Below are 20,616 nucleotides of genomic sequence, written 5' to 3' on the forward strand. Positions count from 1 at the left end.
GAAGGTGACGGGTCGGAAGGAGGGACGTCGATGAGCACGAAGGACTTCGTCGAGAAGGACTACTACAAGGTCCTCGGCGTCCCCAAGGACGCCACCGAGGCCGAGATCAAGAAGGCGTACCGGAAGCTCGCCCGCGAGTACCACCCGGACGCCAACAAGGGCGACGCCCGCGCGGAGGAGCGCTTCAAGGAGATCTCCGAGGCGAACGACGTCCTCGGCGACCCCAAGCGGCGCAAGGAGTACGACGACGCCCGCGCCCTCTTCGGCAACGGCGGCTTCCGCGCCGGCCCGGGCGGCGCCGGCGGCAGCTTCAACTTCGACCTGGGCGACCTCTTCGGAGGCGCCCAGGGCGGGGCCCCCGGCGGGGGCGGAGGTGCCGGCGGCTTCGGCGGCGGGATCGGTGACGTCTTCGGCGGCCTGTTCAACCGCGGTGCGGGCGCGGGCACCCGCGTCCAGCCCCGCCGCGGCCAGGACGTCGAGTCCGAGGTGACGCTCAGCTTCACCGAGGCCGTCGACGGGGCCACGGTCCCGCTGCGGATGTCCAGCTCCGCGCCGTGCAAGGCGTGTTCGGGCACCGGCGACAAGAACGGCACGCCCCGCGTGTGCCCGACCTGCGTCGGCACCGGTCAGGTCTCGCGCGGCGGCAGCGGCTCCTTCTCGCTCACCGACCCCTGCGTGGACTGCAAGGGCCGCGGGCTGATCGCGCAGGACCCCTGCGAGGTCTGCAAGGGCAGCGGGCGTGCCCGCTCCTCGCGCACCATGCAGGTGCGGATCCCGCCGGGCGTCTCCGACGGCCAGCGGATCCGGCTGCGCGGCAAGGGCGCCCCGGGCGAGCGCGGCGGACCGGCCGGCGACCTGTACGTCGTCGTCCACGTCGGCGCGCACCCGGTGTTCGGTCGCAAGGACGACAACCTCACCGTCACCGTCCCCGTGACGTACGCGGAGGCGGTGCTCGGCGGCGAGGTCAAGGTGCCCACGCTCGGCGGGCCGCCGGTCACGTTGAAGCTGCCGGCCGGCACTCCCAACGGGCGGACGATGCGCGCCCGCGGCAAGGGCGCGGTCCGCAAGGACGGCACCCGGGGTGACCTGCTGGTCACCGTCGAGGTCGTGGTTCCCAAGGATCTGAGCGACGAGGCGAAGGGCGCGCTGGAGGCGTACCGCGAGGCCACCACGGGCGAGGACCCGAGGGCCGCGCTGTTCGAGGCCGCGAAGGGAGCATGAGGACGATGGACGGAAGGCGCCGCAACCCCTACGAACTGACCGACGAGTCACCGGTGTACGTGATTTCGGTGGCGGCCCAGCTCTCCGGTCTGCACCCGCAGACCCTGCGTCAGTACGACCGGCTGGGCCTGGTCTCCCCCGACCGCACGGCGGGGCGGGGCCGGCGTTATTCCGCCCGGGACATCGAGCTGCTGCGCACCGTGCAGCAGCTCTCCCAGGACGAGGGCATCAACCTGGCCGGCATCAAGCGCATCATCGAGCTGGAGAACCAGGTCGCGGCGCTCCAGTCCCGGGTCGCCGAGCTGTCGGCCGCGGTCGAGGGCGCGGCGGTGGCGATGCAGCAGCGCGAGGCCCAGGTGCACGCCTCCTACCGGCGCGACCTCGTGCCGTACCAGGACGTGCAGCAGGCGACCGCGCTGGTGGTGTGGCGCCCCAAGCGGGGCGAGTAGGACGCACCTGCGTCGTCCGGGCGCCGAAGCGTCGTGCGAGGGCCATCACCCCATCCCGGGGTGATGGCCCTCTTCACGCGTTCTGGGCGTCGTGTTCGAGGATCCCCGACTGGGCGATCAGATAGCCGAGTTGGGTGCGGCTGCCGCTGCCCAGGGACGAGCCCAGCTTGGCGATGTGGGCCCGGCAGGTCCGTACGTTCATCCCGAGCCGGCGGGCGATCGCCTCGTCCACGTGCCCCTCCACCAGCAACTTGGCGATGGAGCGCTGGATTCCGGTGATCCCGTCGAGGTCGGGGCCGTAGGAGATCGGCTCCTCCCACGGCAGCCCGTGCAGCCAGAACTGCTCGAAGACGCCGACGAGGTACTCCACGATCCCCTTGTGCCGCAGCTCAAGGGCGAAGAGCCGGTCGCTGCTGGCGGGGATGAAGGCCACCTTGCGGTCCACGATGATGAGCCGGTCGATGATCTCCTCCAGGGTGCGCACCTCCACTCCGGCGGGGCCGACCTTCTCCATGTAGGAGAGCGTGGCGGGGTGGTGGCGTGCGGTGTGCTGGTAGAGCGTGCGCATCCGCACCCCGCGTTCGATCAGCGGCTCCACCCGGCGCAACGCCTTCTCCAGGGAGTGGGGTTGGCGTCCGCTGCCCGGTTGGACGGTGAGGAGTTCCTGTGTGCAGTCCGCGGTCACCTGGTCGAGGGTCGCGTTGATGCGGTTCAGTCCTTCGAGGACGGTTATCCCCTGCGGGACGGTGGAATTCTGAGCGGTGTACGCCATGAACGGTTCGAGGGCGTCGGTGAGGGCCAGGGCCCGGCGGCGGCGCTCCTGGATTTCCCGCTCGATGGGGTGAATGAGTTGTGAGAGCGCGGAGGCGGGCGGAACCGGTCGCAGCCACTGCGCGTCGTACGGGTCGGGATCGAGCAGGGCGAGGTCGAAGAGACAGGGCGCGGACTCAGCTTCGGAGCGGGCGATGCGCCCGGTGCGCAGGGCGGTGATGTAAAGACCCTTTCCCGCCTCGCACAACTTTCCGTCTGCGTGAGGGTGTCCGAGTTCGCCCCCATTAGACGCCATGTGTACCCCCTCATGTTCCTGCAATACAGGAACATGATGCCTGCCGTCGCTGGTGCAAGCGTTCGGAGTGAGACATCGTCTAATGCGCGGGGGAGGAGGAATGATCAAATGAGGTGGAGATCACCCATGTCTAGGACGCTACGTGCTCTCTGTGCTCTGGCCCTGGCGGCAGCCGCGCTGGGTGCGGCGGCATCCGTCGGTGAGCCCTCCTGGGAACGCGTCCCCGCAAGCTCCCTGGCGGCGACGTCGGGTGAGCCCTCGTGGGAGTCCGGCCGCCCTGACGCGACCCTGGCCGGCGAGCCCTCCTGGGAAGACGCCCCTGCGCACGCTATTGAAGGTGTGGACGCATGACCATTCCCCCGGACGACCGGTCCTTCCGGCGTGAGATGGCCACGGCCTACCGCTCGGGGTGGCACTTCATCGACCTCGTCACGGCCATCCCCCACCGCGGCGACTCGTTGATGGTCACCCTGTTCGGCGAACCCATCGTCGTGGCGCGCGAGGAGGACGAGGACGTTCGAGCGTACCGGTGCCTGCGGCGGCCGCGAGGGGCGCCGCAGCCCGTCCGGTGCGCGATCCGGTACGGCATGATCTTCGTCAATCTGGATCAGCGCGATCAGGAAATGGTCGAGCCCGACACCACCACCGCCACCCCCCGCAGTGCCTGAGCGATTCCCCCGTCGTTCCAAATCGCTCCGGCACTTCCCCCACACAGCGGCGCCATCGCGGACCTGAAACGCGATGGCGCCGCTGTGCGTCTGCGTACGGTACGGATGAGGCGCAAGGGACTGTCGGGGCCGTGCGCGGCGGGTCGGTCAGGCGCGGCCCAGGGCGCGCTCGACGGCGATCTCGATCACCACGCGGTCGGGGTTGGGCCGGGGCGTGCGCCCGTAGCGCTCCGCGTACCGCCGTACGGCGTCCGCGACCTCGGCCGGCTCCGTGCGCACCCGCGCCCGGCCCTCCAGGGTCGCCCAGTGCCTGCCGTGCAACTGGCAGACCGCGACCCGGGCGCCGTCCCCGCCCGCCGCGGCCAGCACGTGGGCGACCTTGCGGCTGCTCTTGTTGGTGATCACCCGCGCGATGCCCGCCTCGGGGTCGAAGGTCACGCCCACCGGGACGACGTGCGGACTGCCGTCCGGCCGCAGCGTGGTCAGGGTGCACAGGTGGTGCGCCTGCCAGAACGCGAGGTACTCGGGCGTCAGGTCGCGCAGATCGGTGATGGCCATGCCGCCAGCCTAGGTGGGGTCGGGAGGTGTCCCGCGGCCCTCCCGACAGCGCGGTCTCGCCGTGCGGCGGGCTGTGGTGCGGCGTCTGCGACCCGTCTGGGGCCGTTAGTGCAGTTCGGGCCTTATGTCCTGCGGACGTGCTCCCGACGCCTGCGCCGCTGCGCAGGGAAACCGCGGCTGCGTCCAGGCGTGCGGAGGCGCGCGCGGGCCGGGGGCGTCCCAGTTTGCAGAGGGGTAGCGCTGGCGAGAGCCTGGTTGAGTGGAATAGACTCAACTTTGTGCAGGTTGACCGAGTCAGTGTCAGTGCACTGATGCGGGGTGACCTGTGGAGCCCCGACCCGCCCGCGAGGAGGAGAGACCGGACGTGGACGCCGAGCTGACCAACAAGAGCCGGGATGCCATCAACGCCGCCACCAATCGGGCGGTGTCGGCCGGTCATCCCGATCTGACCCCGGCACACCTGCTGCTGGCCCTGCTCGCGGGCCAGGAGAACGAGAACATCGTCGACCTGCTGGCCGCCGTGGAAGTCGACCAGGCGGCCGTACGGGCCGGGGCCGAGCGGGTGCTCGGGGCCCAGCCCAGCGTCACCGGCTCCACCGTCGCACCGCCCCAGCCGAACCGCGAGTTCCTGGCCGTCATCGCGGACGCCGCCGAGCGCGCCAAGGAGCTGGGCGACGAGTACCTCTCCACCGAGCACCTGCTGATCGGCGTCGCCGCCAAGGGCGGCCAGGCCGGCGAGGTGCTCTCCGCCCAGGGCGCCAACGCGAAGAAGCTGCTCGACGCCTTCGCCGCGATCCGCGGCGGACGCCGGGTGACCACCGCCGACCCCGAGGGCCAGTACAAGGCCCTGGAGAAGTTCGGCACCGACTTCACCGCCGCCGCCCGCGACGGCAAGCTCGACCCCGTCATCGGCCGGGACCAGGAGATCCGCCGGGTCGTCCAGGTGCTGTCCCGGCGCACCAAGAACAACCCCGTCCTCATCGGCGAACCCGGCGTCGGCAAGACCGCCGTCGTCGAAGGGCTGGCCCAGCGCATCGTCAAGGGCGACGTCCCCGAGTCCCTGAAGAACAAGCGGCTGGTCTCCCTCGACCTCGGCGCGATGGTTGCAGGTGCGAAGTACCGGGGCGAGTTCGAGGAGCGACTGAAGACCGTCCTCTCCGAGATCAAGGAGAGCGAGGGCCAGATCGTCACCTTCATCGACGAGCTGCACACCGTCGTCGGCGCGGGCGCCGGCGGCGACTCCGCCATGGACGCGGGCAACATGCTCAAGCCGATGCTGGCCCGCGGCGAGCTGCGCATGGTCGGCGCCACCACCCTGGACGAGTACCGCGAGCGGATCGAGAAGGACCCGGCGCTGGAGCGCCGCTTCCAGCAGGTGCTGGTCGCGGAGCCCACCGTGGAGGACACCATCGCCATCCTGCGCGGCCTCAAGGGCCGCTACGAGGCCCACCACAAGGTGCAGATCGCGGACTCCGCGCTGGTCGCCGCCGCCACCCTCTCCGACCGCTACATCACCTCCCGCTTCCTGCCCGACAAGGCCATCGACCTCGTCGACGAGGCCGCCTCCCGGCTCCGGATGGAGATCGACTCCTCGCCCGTCGAGATCGACGAGCTCCAGCGCGCCGTCGACCGGCTGCTGATGGAGGAGATGGCGCTGAAGAACGAGTCCGACCCCGCCTCCCGCCAGCGTCTGGAAAAGCTCCGCCGCGACCTCGCCGACAAGGAGGAGGAGCTACGCGGACTCACCGCCCGCTGGGAGAAGGAGAAGCAGGGACTGAACCGGGTCGGCGAGCTGAAGGGCCAGCTCGACGAGGCCCGCGGCCGGGCCGAGCGCGCCCAGCGGGACGGCGACTTCGACACCGCCTCCAAGCTGCTGTATGGGGAGATCCCGACCCTGGAGCGGGAGTTGGAGGCCGCGTCCGAGGCCGAAGCCGAAGCCCGCACCACCACCATGGTCAAGGAGGAGGTCGGCTCCGACGACATCGCGGACGTCGTCGGGTCCTGGACCGGCATCCCCGCCGGCCGGCTGCTGGAGGGCGAGACGCAGAAGCTGCTGCGGATGGAGGACGAGCTGGGCCGGCGGCTGATCGGCCAGGGCGAAGCCGTCCGGGCCGTCTCCGACGCGGTGCGCCGCACCCGCGCCGGCATCGCCGACCCCGACCGCCCCACCGGCTCCTTCCTCTTCCTCGGCCCCACCGGCGTCGGCAAGACCGAGTTGGCGAAGGCCCTCGCCGACTTCCTGTTCGACGACGAGCGGGCCATGGTCCGCATCGACATGTCCGAGTACGGCGAGAAGCACAGCGTCGCCCGGCTCGTCGGCGCGCCCCCCGGCTACGTGGGGTACGAGGAGGGCGGCCAGCTCACCGAAGCCGTACGCCGCCGCCCGTACAGCGTCGTCCTGCTCGACGAGGTGGAGAAGGCGCACCCCGAGGTCTTCGACGTGCTGCTCCAGGTGCTCGACGACGGCCGGCTCACCGACGGCCAGGGCCGTACGGTCGACTTCCGCAACACCATCCTCATCCTCACCTCCAACCTCGGCAGCCAGTACCTGGTGGATCCGCTGACCAGCGAGGAGCAGAAGAAGCAGCAGGTCCTGGACGTCGTCCGGGCGTCCTTCAAGCCGGAGTTCCTGAACCGGCTGGACGACCTGGTCGTCTTCTCCGCGCTCGACCGCGACGAGTTGGCGCGGATCGCCCGCCTCCAGGTCGACCGGCTGGCCCGCCGCCTCGCCGAGCGCCGGCTCACCCTGGACGTCACGCCCGCCGCGCTGGAGTGGCTGGCCGACGAGGGCAACGACCCCGCGTACGGCGCCAGGCCGCTGCGCCGGCTGGTGCAGACCGCGATCGGCGACCGGCTGGCCCGGGAGATCCTCGCCGGCGAGATCACCGACGGCGACACCGTACGGGTGGACCGCTTCGAGGACGGGCTGATCGTCGGCCCGGCGACCGGAGGGGGCGCGGCGGAGCCCGTCATGAAGGCGCTGTAGCACGACCGTCGTACGCCCCCGCCCCGCGGATCGCTCGGTGGGGTGGGGGTTGCCACGTCCGCCTCGGCATGGGGGAGGATGGCGGCATCCGTACGAAGGGAAGTCCACGGTGACCATCGATCCGTCCTCGATTCCGAATTTCGGGGGCCAGCCCCAGCCTCAGGCCGCAGGACCGGCGGGACCCGTCGTTCCCGATCAGGACCTGGTCAAGCAGCTCCTCGAGCAGATGGAGCTCAAGTACGTCATCGACGACGAGGGCGACCTCGCCGCCCCGTGGGAGGAATTCCGCACGTACTTCATGTTCCGCGGCGACGCGGAGCAGCAGGTCTTCTCCGTCCGCACGTTCTACGACCGTCCGCTGGACGTCGAGGACCGGACGAAGATCCTGGAGAAGATCGACGACTGGAACCGCCGCACCCTGTGGCCCAAGGTCTACACGCACCTGCACGAGGACGAGGAGGGCGGCGCGTCCGTCCGGCTCATCGGCGAAGCGCAGATGCTGATCGGGATGGGCGTCAGCCTGGACCACTTCGTCTCGTCCACCGTGAGCTGGGTGCAGGCGTCGATGGAGTTCGACAACTGGTTCGCCATCGAGATGGGCTTCAAGGCCCCGCCGGAGGACGGCCAGCCGGGCGCGGAGCCCGAGGGCGCCTGACCGCGGACCCGGTCCGCCCTCAGAGGGCGATCGGCGACAGCGTCAGCAGGTACGTGCCGTACCCGAACGAGAGCCCGGCCAGGGCGGCGATCACCGCGACCGCCGTCTTGGGCCGGGCTCTCGTCAGTCCCAGCGCGATCGGGAGGAGCAGCGGGAACGCCGGCAGCAGGAAGCGCGGCTTCGACTCGAAGAAGCCCGAGCCGCCGAGGGTGATCAACAGCAGTACGCCGGCGTAGACGAGCAGCGCCGCGGGCGGGCGCTCCAGCACCAGCAGCGCGCCCAGCACCACCGAGGCGAGCACGATCAGCAGCGCCATCGTCACCGAGAACACCGCGGGCCGCAGCACGATGTCCCGCACCACCCGCAGCGCGCCCGTGCCGAAGTCGAACTGCGACGTCCAGCCGCGCTGCACGGCGAAGTAGCCGCCGAGCGGGTCGCCGGTGCGGACGCCGACGAACAGCACGTAGCCGCACCAGCCGAGCGGCGCGAGCGCGGCGGCGAACCACGGCCGCCAGTCGGTGCGCCGCTCGCGGCGGGCGAGCCTTACGAGTTCCACGGCGGCGACGCAGACCACGGCGGCGGCCACCGCGATCCCGTTCGGCCGCGACAGCCCCGCGAGCGCGGCGAGCACCCCCGCCCACACCCAGCGCCGGGTCAGCACCGCGTACAGCGACCACGCGGCGAAGGCGGTGAGCAGCGGCTCCGTGTACGCCATCGTGAGCACGATGGAGTGCGGCAGCAGCCCCCACAGCAGTACGAGGACGGTCGCGACGCGCCGCCCGTACAGCCGCTCCCCGATCGCGTAGATCCCGCCGGCGGCGACGAGCGCGGCGCTCCAGGAGATCAGCAGCCCCAGCGTGCCGCTGGTGACGCCGGGCACGACGTACGACAGCGCCCGCACCAGCCCCGGGTACAGCGGGAAGAACGCGAGGTCGCTCTGGACGGCGCCGGGCCAGGTCAGGATGCGTCCGTAGCCGTGCTCCGCGATGAGCATGTACCAGTCCGAGTCCCACGCCCGCCCCAGGATGGCGCGCGGTCTGCGCCCGATGTGCCAGGCCCACCCGGACATCAACAACAGCCCCGTCAGCCGCGCCGCGACGAACAGCCCGAGTGCGGGGGCGGCACGCCCGAGCGCGCTGCGGGCTAGTGCGGCGCGGGTCGGCTCCGCGGCCCCGTCGCCCGCGAGCGCTTCGGCGGTGGCTGTGGTGTCGGCGGGCAGGGGGCACCTCCGGGCGCGGGTCGTGTGCTCGCACACAACATGTGTCGCGGGGGTGCGCGGCGCGAGTGTCGCTGGGCTGACGGGGCCGGTGTCCTCACCCTTCCCACCCATCCGGCGTAGCGCTCCGCGGGGTGCGGGGTGCGGGGTGCGGGGTGCGGGGGTGCGGGGTGACGTGCGCGCCGTTTCCCTGGCGGGTGCGTTGGTCTCTGCGGCCCGGTGGTGGGCTTGTCGCGCAGTTCCGCCCCCTCGGCCCCAGGGGGCCTGGGGGGACCCCCAGCGCCCCTGACGTGCCCGCCGTTCCCTGGCGGGTGTGTTGGTCTCCACCGGCCGGTGGTGGGCTTGTCGCGCAGTTCCTCGCGCCCCTCATTGCCTCGCCCTGCGGGCGTAGGCGATGGCCCTGGGCTCCCGGGGCGGGGGCTGGCGTTTCTCTCGCCCGTGAGGGCGGAGCATTTAGGGGCGCTGGGGTTCCCCCCACGCCCTCTGGGCACAGGGGGCGGAACTGCGAACAACCACCGATGAGCCGCACAGACCAGTCCACCTCCGGGGAAACGGCGGGTATGTCAGGGGCGCGGGGAACTGCGCGAACAGCCACGGACGGCCTGCACAGACCAGTCCGCCCCCGGGGAAACGGCGAGCATGTCAGGGGCGCTGGGGTCCCCCCCCGTGCCCGCAGGGCACAGGGGGCGGAACTGCGCGACCAGCCCACCACCGGGCCGCGGAGACCAACACACCCGGTCAGGGAAACGGTGCGCGCGTCAGGGGCGCGAGCAACCACGGGCGGGCCGCACAGGCCAACGCACCCGTCAGGGAAACGGCGGATGTGTCAGGGGCGCGAGGAACTGCGCGAGCAACCACGGACGGGGCGCACAGGCCAGCGCACCCCCGCCGTGGTCAACCGGTTCGGAGGCGCTTCAGGCGGGAGACGGCTTCGCGGAGTACGGGCTCCTGCTTGCAGAAGGCGTAGCGGATGAAGCGCGCGCCCTCGGCCGCGTGGTCGTAGAAGACCGCGTTGGGGACGGCCACCACCCCGCACCTCCGCGGCAGCTCACGGCAGAACGCGACGCCGTCGCTCGCTCCCAGCGGGCTGATGTCCGCCGTCACGAAGTACGTGCCCGCCGGGCGGTACACCTCGAAGCCGACGTCGGCGAGGCCGTCCGCGAGGAGGTCGCGGCGGGCCCGTAGTAGCGAGCGCAGGGAGTCGAAGTAGGCCGGCGGCAGTCGCAGTGCCTCGGCGATCGCGTACTGGAAGGGGCCGGCGGAGACGTACGTGAGGAACTGCTTCGCCGAGCGCACCGCGCTCACCAGCGCCGGCGCGCCGGTCACCCAGCCGACCTTCCAGCCCGTCAAGGAGAACGTCTTGCCGGCGCTGCTGATGGTGAGGGTGCGTTCGCGCATGCCGGGGAACGTGGCGATGGGGACGTGTTCGCCGTCGAAGACGAGGTGCTCGTACACCTCGTCGGTGACGACGAGGAGGTCGCGTTCGACCGCCAGCTCCGCGATCGCCGCGAGTTCCGCGCGGCTGAGGACCGTGCCGGTGGGGTTGTGGGGGGTGTTGAGGAGGATGAGCCGGGTGCGTTCCGTGACGGCGTCCCGCAGCTCGTCGAGGTCGAGGTGGTACGCGCCGTCCCGGGGGCGCAGCGTGACCGGGACGCGGCGGCCGCCCGCCATCGCGATGCACGCCGCGTACGAGTCGTAGTACGGCTCCAACGCGATGACCTCGTCGCCCGGTTCGACGAGCGCGAGCAGGGCCGCCGCGATGGCCTCCGTGGCGCCCGCGGTGACCAGCACCTCGGTGTCGGGGTCGTGGTGCAGGTCGTAACGGGTGCGCTGGTGGTCGGCGATGGCGGTGCGCAGTTCGGGAACGCCGGGGCCGGGCGGGTACTGGTTGCCGCGGCCGTCGCGGATCGCGCGCACCGCGGCCTCGCGCACCGACTCGGGGCCGTCGGTGTCGGGGAAGCCCTGGCCGAGGTTGATCGCGCCGGTCTCGGTCGCCAGCGCCGACATCTCGGCGAAGATCGTGGTGCCGAACTCCGCGAGCCGGCGGTTCAGCAGCGGTCGGTGCGGTCGGCGCGGTGGCCCTCCGCCGTCGACGGCCGCTGCGGCAGTGCCTTCGTCCATGGTCGCCATGGCGACATCCTGGGCGGAACCTCTGGAGTTGCTCAAGTCTGCTTTCGCCGGGAGTGGCGAGGGGCATTCCACACTCGCAAGGCGTCCCGCCCGGTGACGAAGAAGTTTCCGGGGCGGCCGAGGGCCGGGACGCGCAGGACGGGGAGAACCCGGGGGGAAACATGACGTCCGATCTGATCATCACGGCCGCTCTGTTCGTGTTGGTGGGGGCGATGGCGGCGGCGATCGTGGGGGCGCGGCGCCGCACGGGCGGGACGCCCGGTCGGCGCCGCAGCGGTGGTTCCGGCGGCTCGTGGCTGTCGGGTTCGGGTGACGGCGGCGGCTGCGGGGGTGGTAGCAGCAGTTGCGGCGGCGGCGGCGGTGGTGGTGGCGGCGGCTGCGGCGGAGGGGGCAGCTAACTCATCCACCGCGCCGGTAGTGCGCCGGCGCGACGACGGGGGTGCGACGACGGGGGTGCCCCCCGCGCCCGCAGGGCGCAGGGGGCGGCGGAAGCGGCTGACACGGGGCAGCCGATCCGCGGCGCTGGGGGCACCTGGCGGGGCGCACCACACCCGCCAGGTGCCGGTCACGGGGGCGCAGACCCATCTGGCGCGACCCGTTTTTCGACATCTTGTGCGGATTTTGTTGAACAGTTGAACCGCAACGCACCCCAGGAGATGGAAACCCCTCCAACTTGGGTAAAAATCACTGTCAGCTCCGCGTGTTTCATGATTCCGTTGACGACGGAACCTGTTGGAACGGTCCCACCCCGGGCGACAAGCCCCAGGCCGGCTGCGGTCTGGAGCCCGAGCAGGCGCCCCCCTTCCGTACGTCACCGCCGCCCAGGGGCGCCTTCAGGTCCACGTGTCCACCCCGAAGTGTGTTTGCGGAGCCCACCCATGCTCACGACCCTCCATACCGCCTACACCGACACCCGTGCAGACGACCTGGCGTGGGCGCTCGACAGGGAGCCCCTGCCCGCGCTCGCCGTCCTCGACCTCGAACTCTCCGGAGCCAAGCTCCAACTCAGACTGCTCGGCGCCTCCCACCAGGTCCTGCTGGAGGACGAGGAGGGCACCTGCTCAGAGACCGTGGCCTGCATGCCCGGCAGCAGCACGCCCCTTCCGCTCGGGGTGTCCAAGAAGCTCGGCGACTGGGAGTACGAGTTCGCCGCCCGCGTGGAGACCTTGTCCCAGGGCTCGTTCGCCGGCCGCGCCCAGGAGCTGCTGGCCCTGGTGGCGGACCACCCGCACTCCCTCGCCGGAACGTTTCCGGGGGACCCGCACGCCTTCACCGCGATGATGGCCCAGCGCCAGGGGCGCCAGGTGCTGTGGCGCACTTGGCACGCCTACCCGCAGGAGGGGCGCCTCGTGGTGACGCGCACCCGGGTGGGCGCGGTCGCCGCGGTCGGCCGGTGCTCGACGGTGTCCTGTTGTCCCGAACAGGTGCTGCTGTAGCTGCTGTTGTAGCTGAACCCGCAGCTTGCGGCGGCGCTCGACTCCGCGCCGCACCCCCAGCCGCTTGCGCAGCTTCGCGCTCCGTGGTGTGCGCCGGTGTGCCCAAGTCGCCGCCGGGTGCGGCCGTTTCGTACGCCTTTGCTGGTGTTCGCCCCGCGCGACGGCGCGCGGCTGCGGCGCTCGGGATGCGTCCGTGGGCCGCCCGTGCGCGGCGCGCGCGTCCCCATACACGTCCCGCGGGGGGCGCGAAAGGGGTCGTCGCCGTGTGTGCGCCAGGTGCACACGTGTGGGTGACAGGATGTGCTCAGAATGTGACGTAGCGTTACTGCATGATCGACCATCCGCCGTTGCTGTCTACGCCACCGGGCGCGCTGCCCCTGCCGGTGCGCCCTGACGCGGGCCGGTTCCTGGTGCTGCTGGTGGTCTTCATCTGCGCCGCCTGCGGTTTGGTCTACGAGTTGGAGCTGGTCGCCCTCGCCTCGTACCTGATCGGGGACTCGGTGACCCAGGCGTCCGTCGTGCTCTCCCTGATGGTCTTCGCGATGGGCATCGGGTCCCTGCTCGCCAAACACCTGCGCTGCCGGGCGGCCTTCGGCTTCGGGGTGTTGGAGCTGGCGCTCGCGGCGATCGGCGGCTGCTCGGCGATGGTGCTGTACGCGTCCTTCGCCTGGCTCGGCGAGTCGCACACGGTCCTGGTGGCGTTCTCGCTCGCCATCGGCGTGCTGATCGGCGCGGAGATCCCGTTGCTGATGTCCCTGATCCAACGCATCTCCCGGCGCGACGCGGAAGGCACGGTCGCGGACCTGTTCGCGGCGGACTACGTGGGCGCGCTCGTCGGCGGACTGGCCTTCCCCTTCCTGCTGTTGCCCTGGCTCGGGCAGATCAGCAGCGGTCTGCTCACGGGCGCGGTGAACGCGGTCGCGGGCGGGCTGCTGGTGCTCGGCCTCTTCCGCCGCGAGCTGACCGCGCGCTCCCGCCGCTGGCTGCTGGTCGCCAACGGCCTGGTGCTGCTCCTGCTGGGCGCGGCGGCCGTGCTCGTCGACGACTTCGAACGGGCCGCGCGCGAGGCGGTGTACGGCGACCGGGTCCGGGTCGCCGTGCAGACCGACGTCCAAGAGGTCGTGCTGACCGGCGAGAGCTCAGAGCCGCCCGACCTCTTCCTCGACGGCCGCCTGCGGGTCAGCGGACGCGACGAGTACCGCTACCACGAAGCGCTGGTGCACCCCGCGATGCTCGGCCCGCACGCGCGGGTGCTGATCCTCGGCGGCGGCGACGGGCTCGCGGCGCGCGAGGTGCTGCGGTACGCGGACGTGGACTCGGTGACCGTCGTCGAACTGGACCCCGGCGTCGTCGACCTGGCCCGCACCGACCCCGCGCTGTCCGACCTGAACGACCACGCTTACGGCGACCCGCGCGTGCGGGTGGTGCACGAGGACGCCTTCGCCTGGCTGCGGGACCCCGGGCGCGCGGTCCCCGGCGCGTACGACGTGGTGATCGCGGACCTGCCGGACCCCGGGGCGACGGAGGGCGCGAAGTTCTACTCGCTGGAGTCCTACGGCCTCGTCGCGGGCATCCTGGCGCCGGAAGGCCGACTGGTGGTGCACGCGGGCCCGTTGGAGGGCCGCGGGGAGACGTACTGGACGGTGGACGCGACGTTGCGGGCGGCGGGTTACGGGACGAGCCCGTATCGGGTGGGCCCGGTGTCGCCTTCCCTCTCCTCCGACGGGCTGAACGAGCACTTCGACGCGTTGGGCGCGGAGTCCGCGCCGGAGGACTGGGGCCTCCTGCTGGCGGCCCCCGTCTCGGCCCCCCGTCTCGACCTGCCGTCGGACGTGCCGTCGCTGAGGTCGCTGACGCGGGAGGCGCTGGCGGCGGACGCGAAGGCGGTGGAGGCCATGCGGCTGACGGGCGTCCGCCCGTCGACCCTGGTCCACCCGCGCTACGAGTGAGCCGGCCGGCTTCCCCTGCGGGTGCGCTGGTCTGTGCGGCCTGGTGGTGTGCTTGTCGCGCTGTTCCGCCCCCTACGCCCAGTGGCGTAGGGGACCCGCAGCGCCCCTGACACATCCGCCGTTTCCCCGCGGGAGCGTTGGTCTCTGCGGCCCGGTGGGGGCTGTTCGCGCAGTTCCCCGCGCCCCTGACGTGCCCGCCGTTTCCCCGCGGGTGGACTGGTCCGTGCAGGCCGTCCGTGGCTGTTCGCGCAGTTCCCCGCGCCCCTAAACCCTCGCCCGTCCGCGGCTCGGTGGTGGGCTTGTCGCGCAGTTCCTCCCCCTGTGCCCTGCGGGCACGGGGGCACCCCCACCAACACGCCCTGGAGGAGCGAGGGGGACCCCATCGCTCCTAAGCCAACGCACCCAGCCGGCGGGCGAATGACGGGGGCAGCTAAACAGGGGCGCGGGGAACTGCGCGAACAGCCCACCACCGGGCCGCAGTGACCAACCCACCCGCGGGGAAACGGCGGACGTGTCGGGTCCGCAGTGACCAACGCTCCCGCAGGGAATCGGCGGACGTGTCGGGGGCGCGGGGAACTGCGCGAACAGCCCCCACCGGGCCGCAGAGACCAACGCTCCCGCAGGGAAACGGCGGACGTGTCAGGGGCGCGAGGAACTGCGCGAGCAACCACCACCGGGCCGCACAAAGCAACGCACCCGCAGGGGAACGGCGGGCATGTCGGCGCCGTCGGGCGGACGCGTCGTTGGTGGCTGGCCCTGCGGGAGGCTACTTGCGGCGGCGGAGGGCGCGGGAGACCGCCACCGCGGAGACGACCGCCAGGGCCGCCGCGGGGGCCAGCCAGCGGAGGGGGAGGGCCGCGGGGGTGGCGTCGGGGGCCGGCTGGGGGGCGTAGCGGCCCCGCGGTGGCGCGTGGTCGACCTCCTCCGCGCTGCGGCCGATCATCGTGCGGCGCGCGTGGGCCGCCTCCGCCGGCGGTTCGTCGGACGCGTCCGCCAAGTCGTCGAAGTCCCCCAGGGACTCGATCTCGTCGAGGCCCTCCAAGCCCTCGGCGTCGTCGAGCTCCCCGCCCAAGGACGACGGCGGCACGACCGTGTCGAACACGCCGCCGGAGGACTCCTCCTGACCCGCCCCCGCTCCCGCCCCCGGCTCCGCCGCCACCTCGGTCAACTGCTCGGCGAAACGGTCCAGCAGGCGGTGCGCGGCCTGCACGGTCGAGGGCTCCGGCAGCTCCGTGAGGCGTCCCGTGCCGTGCGTCGTGCCGGAGAAGCCCAGCGTCGTGCCGCCCTCGGCCGCGGTGGTGCGGATCGTCAGCGCCATCTGCACCGAGCCCGTGCCCCGCACCTCCGTGCCCTCCGCGTCGACCGTGAACACGCCGTCGACCTCGGAGATCCGCAGCGCGCCGCGGTAGGTGATGCTGTGGTTGCCGATCCGCACCTTGAGCCGACCGGCCAGCGGGCCGTCGGTGGCGCTCCGCTGGAGCCCGGGGACGCACCTGGCGACCCGTGCGGGGTCCCCGAGCGCCTGACGCACGGTCTCTACCGGAACCGGAACGAACACCTCGTGGTCCATGGAAACCGAGCCTACTCAGGCAGCCCCGCCCCGTCTGCCCTTCGTTCCGGGGCCGGAGCGTCCGCACCGTTCGCCCGCAGGCGTACTGTCTCCCACGTGACCTCCCACGCGACCCGCACTGAAGATCACGTCCGGCTCACCGCCGGCGACGCCCAGTTGACCGTCGACCCCCGCAACGGCTGCCGCATCGCCGGTCTCACCATCGGTGGGACCGAAGTGCTCCGGCAGGGCGAGCGCTACGGCTCGTTCCCGATGGTGCCCTGGTGCGGGCGCGTCGACCAGGGGCGCTTCCGCAACGGCGCCGACCTGCACGAGCTGCCGATCAACGCCGCCCCGCACGCCATCCACGGCACCGGCCGCGACACCGCCTGGCGGACCCGGCGCGCCGGCGACGGCGAGGCCGCGTTCACGTACGAGCTCGCGGCGCCCTGGCCGTACCCCGGCCGCGTCACCCAGCTCTTCGAGCTGTCGGAGTCCTCGCTCACGCTCACCCTGGGCGTCGAGGCGTACGAGGACTCCTTCCCGGCGCAGGCCGGCTGGCACCCCTGGTTCCTGCGCACCGTCGGCGGCGCCGACGTCCGGATCGACTTCGCCGCGGCGTGGCAGGAGGAGCGCGGCGACGACCACCTGCCGACCGGGCGGCGCATCGACCCCAAGCCGGGGCCCTGGGACGACTGCTTCGGCATGCCCGACGGGGTGGACGTCACCCTCACCTGGCCCGGGCAGTTGGAGCTGAAGGTCACCAGCCGCGCCGAGTGGGTCGTGGTCTACGACGAGCAGGCCGAGGCCGTCTGCGTCGAGCCGCAGTCCGGGCCGCCGAACGGGCTGAACACCCTCCCGCGGCTGGTCACCCCGATCGACCCGCTGGAGGTCTCCACCACCTGGACCTGGCGCACGCTCTGAGCACCCCGGGGCACGGCATAAGCTCGTGAGCATGACTGACGTACGCGCTGACCTGCTCCAGCAGATCAAGGACAAGGCCGTGGTGCACGGCAAGGTGACCCTCTCCTCGGGCATCGAGGCCGACTACTACGTGGACCTTCGCCGGATCACGCTCGACGGCGCCGCGGCCCCGCTGGTCGGCCGGGTCATGTCCGACCTCACCGCCGAGCTCGACTTCGACTGCGTCGGCGGGCTCACCCTCGGCGCCGACCCGGTCGCCGCCGCGGTGCTGCACGCCGCCGCGGCCGACGGGCGGCGCGTGGACGCCTTCGTCGTGCGCAAGGCGGCCAAGGCGCACGGCATGCAGCGGCGCGTCGAAGGGCCGGACATCAAGGGCCGGCGCTGCCTGGTGGTGGAGGACACCTCCACCACCGGCGGCTCCCCGCTGACCGCGGTGGAGGCGGTGCGCGAGGCCGGCGGCGAGGTGGTCGCGGTGGCGACGATCGTGGACCGGGCGACGGGCGCGGGCGAGAAGATCAGCTCGACGGCCGGGGTGCCGTACCTGTACGCGTACTCCCTGGACGAGCTCGGCCTGAGCTGACGCACCGGCGACGAGCCGGACCTGAGCTGACGCACCGGCGACGAGCCGGACCTGAGCTGACGCACCGGCGCGCACCGGCGCCCGGGCTCGGCCGGGGCCGCTCTTCTGCGCTCCGCCCAGCTCGTACGTATGCCCCCAGACCGGGCAGACGCGTCCCCCGCGGAGTCTGGAAAGATGGGGGCCGACGATGACGTCGCCCCAAGGTCAGGGCCCTGGCATATCGCCGAAATCGCCGAACCGCAGATCACAAGGAGCGGACAGATGCCCATCGCAACCCCCGAGGTCTACAACGAGATGCTCGACCGGGCGAAGGCAGGCAAGTTCGCCTACCCGGCCATCAACGTGACCTCCTCCCAGACCCTCCACGCCGCGCTGCGCGGCTTCGCGGAGGCCGAGAGCGACGGCATCGTCCAGATCTCCACCGGCGGTGCGGAGTTCCTGGGCGGTCAGCACAACAAGGACATGGTCACGGGCGCGGTCGCGCTCGCCGAGTTCGCGCACATCGTCGCCGCGAAGTACGACGTGAACATCGCGCTGCACACGGACCACTGCCCGAAGGACAAGCTGGACACCTACGTCCGCCCGCTGGTCGCGATCTCCGCCGAGCGCGTCGCGGCCGGCCGGAACCCGCTCTTCCAGTCCCACATGTGGGACGGTTCCGCGGAGAACCTGGCCGACAACCTGGCCATCGCGCAGGAGCTGCTGCCGCAGGCCGCCGCCGCCAAGATCATCCTTGAGGTTGAGATCACCCCGACCGGCGGCGAGGAGGACGGCGTCACGCACGAGATCAACGACGAGCTGTACACCACCGTCGACGACGCGCTGCGCACCGCCGAGGCGCTCGGCCTGGGCGAGAAGGGCCGCTACCTGCTCGCCGCGTCCTTCGGCAACGTGCACGGCGTGTACAAGCCGGGCAACGTCGTCCTCCGTCCCGAGCTGCTGAAGGACCTCCAGCAGGGCGTCGGCGAGAAGTACGGCAAGGCCGCGCCGTTCGACTTCGTCTTCCACGGCGGCTCCGGCTCCACGGCCGAGGAGATCGCCACCGCGCTGGACAACGGCGTCGTGAAGATGAACCTCGACACGGACACGCAGTACGCCTTCACCCGTCCGGTCGCCGCGCACATGTTCCAGAACTACGACGGCGTCCTGAAGGTCGACGGCGAGGTCGGCAACAAGAAGCTGTACGACCCGCGGACCTGGGGCAAGCTGGCCGAGGCGGGCATGGCCCAGCGCGTCGTGGAGGCGTGCGGGGCGCTGCGCTCCACGGGTACGAAGCTGAAGTAGTTCCGTACCGTTCCGTACTCCTTGGTGCGGGTTCTTACGGGTCAGGGCCCGGTGCTCCCCTTCGGGAGGGCGCCGGGCCCTCGCGCGTCCGTGGGGTCGCCCGCGCGTCCGCACGCTGGGATGATCCGTTCCATGAGCGCGGACGACGCCGGCACGGACGCGAGTACGGGCACGGGTCCGGGGACGGGCCCCGACACCGGTGCGGGCGAGGGCGAGGGCGAAGCCGGCGGCATCAGGCTGGCCTCGCCCACCGGCCGCTGGGTGGTCCTGACGACCGTCCTCGGCTCCACCATGGCGCTGCTGGACTCCACCGTCGTGAACGTCGCCCTGCCGCACATCGGCGACGACCTGAACACCGACCTGGCCGCCCTCCAGTGGACCGTCAACGCGTACATGCTCACGCTCGCGGGCCTGATCCTGCTGGGCGGGGCGCTCGGCGACCGCTACGGGCGGCGCAAGGTCTTCGTCATCGGCGTGGTGTGGTTCGCGCTGGGCTCGCTGCTGTGCGGGCTGGCGCCGAACGGCATCTCGCTGATCGTGGCGCGCGCCCTCCAGGGCGTCGGCGGCGCGCTGCTGACCCCCGGCTCGTTGGCGATCATCCAGGCCAGCTTCCACCCCGACGACCGGGCGCGCGCGGTCGGCCTCTGGTCCGGCTTCGGCGGCGTGGGCGCGGCGATCGGGCCGTTCGTCGGCGGCTGGCTGGTCGACGGGCCCGGCTGGCGCTGGGTGTTCCTGATCAACGTGCCGCTCGCCGCGCTGTGCGTGCCGATCGCCCTGCGGCACGTGCCCGAGTCCCGCGATCCGCAGGCCCTGGACCGCGGGCGCTTCGACGTCCTCGGCGCGGTGCTGGGCGCCGGGGCGCTCACCCTGGTGACGTACGCGCTGATCGCGGCCGAGTGGTGGGCCGGGGTGCTGGGCGTGCTGGTGGCGCTCGCCTTCGTCCGGGTGGAACGGCGCACCCCGGACCCGATGATGCCGCTGTCGGTCTTCAAGTCGCGGATGTTCTCCGTGGTGAACGTGGTGACGCTGTGCGTCTACGCGGCGTTCGGCGGCTTCTTCTTCCTCACCGCGCTCCAGCTCCAGGTGGTGTCCGGCTACTCGGCGCTCCAGGCCGGGCTCGCGCTGCTGCCGACGACGGTGCTGATGCTGCTGTTCTCCGCGCGCTCGGGGGAACTGGCGCAGCGCATCGGCCCGCGGATCCCGCTGACGGTGGGTCCGCTGCTGTGTGCCGCGGGCATGCTGCTGATGCTGCGGGTCGGGCCGCACGCCGCGTACGTCCAGGACGTGCTGCCGGCGCTGCTGGTGATGGGCCTGGGCATGGTGACGCTGGTGGCGCCGCTGACCGCGACGGTGCTGGCGTCGGTGCCGACCAGCCGGGCGGGCATCGCCAGCGGCATCAACAACGCCGCGGCCCGCGCGGCCGGGCTGCTGGCGGTGGCGGCGCTGCCGCTGCTGGTGGGCATGGGGCCGGAGGCGTACCGCTCGGCGACGGAGTTCGACACGACCTTCGACAAGGCGATGCCGATCTGTGCGGGGGTGCTGGTGGTGGGCGCTTTCGTGGCGGCGGTCTGGATCCGCCGCCCGACGCGGCCGTGCGCGCACCCGCAGTGCAAGGTGAACTGCGGGGTGGGCGCGCCGCCGCTGGAGTCGGGGCCGGCGGATTCTCCCTAGGGCCGTGCTGATGCTGCCCGTGGGGGCATCTCCCCTAAATGCCCTCGCCGTTTCCCCTGCGGGGGTGTTGGTCTGTGCGGCCTGGTGGTGGGCTGTTCGCGCAGTTCCCCGCGCCCCTAAATGCCCTCGCCGTTTCCCTTGCGGGGGTGTTGGTCTGTGCGGCCTGGTGGTGGGCTGGTCGCGCAGTTCCCCGCGCCCCTAAATGCCCTCGCCGTTTCCCTTGCGGGGGTGTTGGTCTGTGCGGCCTGGTGGTGGGCTGGTCGCGCAGTTCCCC

At 72.1% G+C, this 20,616-nt stretch carries 17 protein-coding genes; 12 read left to right on the forward strand and 5 right to left on the reverse strand.

Going from position 1 to position 20,616, the window contains the following annotated elements; translation table 11 throughout:
* Positions 1 to 30: 30 nt before the first annotated feature.
* The gene (gene dnaJ / locus ACH4E8_RS16735; RefSeq protein ID WP_398448738.1) at positions 31 to 1,221 is read left to right on the forward strand and encodes a molecular chaperone DnaJ; all 1,191 of its coding nucleotides are present in this window, start codon (positions 31 to 33) and stop codon (positions 1,219 to 1,221) included.
* 5 nt (positions 1,222 to 1,226) lie between these two features.
* Entirely contained in the window at positions 1,227 to 1,670 is a 444-nt protein-coding gene (locus tag ACH4E8_RS16740; RefSeq protein ID WP_361539258.1) for a heat shock protein transcriptional repressor HspR, read from the forward strand.
* Between the two features lie 73 nt (positions 1,671 to 1,743).
* Here the strand turns inward: ACH4E8_RS16740 and ACH4E8_RS16745 are convergent, their stop codons facing one another.
* A complete protein-coding gene (locus ACH4E8_RS16745) occupies positions 1,744 to 2,736 on the reverse strand; it encodes a helix-turn-helix transcriptional regulator (protein WP_398448740.1) in 993 nt (330 codons plus the stop codon).
* Positions 2,737 to 3,083: 347 nt separating this feature from the next.
* On the opposite strand from ACH4E8_RS16745, the gene ACH4E8_RS16750 reads away from it, so the two are divergent.
* Positions 3,084 to 3,404, forward strand: a complete 321-nt coding sequence (locus ACH4E8_RS16750; RefSeq protein WP_361539264.1) for a (2Fe-2S)-binding protein — start codon at positions 3,084 to 3,086, stop codon at positions 3,402 to 3,404.
* 147 nt (positions 3,405 to 3,551) lie between these two features.
* Here ACH4E8_RS16750 and ACH4E8_RS16755 read toward each other — a convergent pair whose 3' ends face one another.
* The gene (locus tag ACH4E8_RS16755) at positions 3,552 to 3,962 is read right to left on the reverse strand and encodes a pyridoxamine 5'-phosphate oxidase family protein (protein WP_398448742.1); all 411 of its coding nucleotides are present in this window, start codon (positions 3,960 to 3,962) and stop codon (positions 3,552 to 3,554) included.
* A 364-nt stretch (positions 3,963 to 4,326) separates the two neighbouring features.
* On the opposite strand from ACH4E8_RS16755, the gene clpB reads away from it, so the two are divergent.
* Together clpB and ACH4E8_RS16765 are read left to right on the forward strand one after the other, a co-directional pair.
* Positions 4,327 to 6,948 carry an ATP-dependent chaperone ClpB gene (gene clpB, locus ACH4E8_RS16760; protein ID WP_398448744.1) on the forward strand — a complete coding sequence of 874 codons (2,622 nt, stop codon included), beginning with the start codon at positions 4,327 to 4,329 and terminating at the stop codon, positions 6,946 to 6,948.
* A gap of 109 nt (positions 6,949 to 7,057) precedes the next feature.
* Positions 7,058 to 7,603 (forward strand): YbjN domain-containing protein, encoded by a 546-nt coding sequence (locus ACH4E8_RS16765; protein WP_398448746.1) that lies wholly within the window; start codon positions 7,058 to 7,060, stop codon positions 7,601 to 7,603.
* Positions 7,604 to 7,622: 19 nt separating this feature from the next.
* Here the strand turns inward: ACH4E8_RS16765 and ACH4E8_RS16770 are convergent, their stop codons facing one another.
* Entirely contained in the window at positions 7,623 to 8,858 is a 1,236-nt protein-coding gene (locus ACH4E8_RS16770; protein WP_398448748.1) for a glycosyltransferase family 39 protein, read from the reverse strand.
* 855 nt (positions 8,859 to 9,713) lie between these two features.
* Entirely contained in the window at positions 9,714 to 10,940 is a 1,227-nt protein-coding gene (locus tag ACH4E8_RS16775; RefSeq protein WP_398449215.1) for a pyridoxal phosphate-dependent aminotransferase, read from the reverse strand.
* Positions 10,941 to 11,110: 170 nt separating this feature from the next.
* Between ACH4E8_RS16775 and ACH4E8_RS16780 the strand changes: the two genes are divergently transcribed.
* From ACH4E8_RS16780 to ACH4E8_RS16790, 3 genes are all read left to right on the forward strand, one after another.
* Complete coding sequence (locus ACH4E8_RS16780; RefSeq protein ID WP_398448750.1) at positions 11,111 to 11,347, forward strand: hypothetical protein; 237 nt, start codon at positions 11,111 to 11,113, stop codon at positions 11,345 to 11,347.
* 480 nt (positions 11,348 to 11,827) lie between these two features.
* Positions 11,828 to 12,385: a DUF2617 family protein gene (locus ACH4E8_RS16785; protein WP_398448752.1), complete on the forward strand. Its 558-nt coding sequence runs from the start codon at positions 11,828 to 11,830 to the stop codon at positions 12,383 to 12,385.
* 329 nt (positions 12,386 to 12,714) lie between these two features.
* Entirely contained in the window at positions 12,715 to 14,334 is a 1,620-nt protein-coding gene (locus tag ACH4E8_RS16790; RefSeq protein WP_398448754.1) for a polyamine aminopropyltransferase, read from the forward strand.
* Between the two features lie 766 nt (positions 14,335 to 15,100).
* On the opposite strand, the gene ACH4E8_RS16795 is transcribed toward ACH4E8_RS16790, so the two are convergent.
* Entirely contained in the window at positions 15,101 to 15,904 is an 804-nt protein-coding gene (locus ACH4E8_RS16795) for an SRPBCC domain-containing protein (protein WP_398448755.1), read from the reverse strand.
* A gap of 96 nt (positions 15,905 to 16,000) precedes the next feature.
* Between ACH4E8_RS16795 and ACH4E8_RS16800 the strand changes: the two genes are divergently transcribed.
* The 4 genes from ACH4E8_RS16800 (at position 16,001) to ACH4E8_RS16815 (ending at position 20,342) form a co-directional block, all read left to right on the forward strand.
* Entirely contained in the window at positions 16,001 to 16,807 is an 807-nt protein-coding gene (locus tag ACH4E8_RS16800) for an aldose 1-epimerase (RefSeq protein ID WP_398448757.1), read from the forward strand.
* A gap of 31 nt (positions 16,808 to 16,838) precedes the next feature.
* Entirely contained in the window at positions 16,839 to 17,387 is a 549-nt protein-coding gene (gene pyrE, locus ACH4E8_RS16805) for an orotate phosphoribosyltransferase (protein ID WP_398448759.1), read from the forward strand.
* A 174-nt stretch (positions 17,388 to 17,561) separates the two neighbouring features.
* Entirely contained in the window at positions 17,562 to 18,671 is a 1,110-nt protein-coding gene (gene fbaA, locus ACH4E8_RS16810; protein ID WP_398448761.1) for a class II fructose-bisphosphate aldolase, read from the forward strand.
* A 132-nt stretch (positions 18,672 to 18,803) separates the two neighbouring features.
* A complete protein-coding gene (locus ACH4E8_RS16815) occupies positions 18,804 to 20,342 on the forward strand; it encodes an MFS transporter (RefSeq protein WP_398448763.1) in 1,539 nt (512 codons plus the stop codon).
* Positions 20,343 to 20,616: the final 274 nt, after the last annotated feature.

Source organism: Streptomyces sp. NPDC017979, from assembly GCF_044328175.1.
GTDB lineage: Bacteria > Actinomycetota > Actinomycetes > Streptomycetales > Streptomycetaceae > Streptomyces.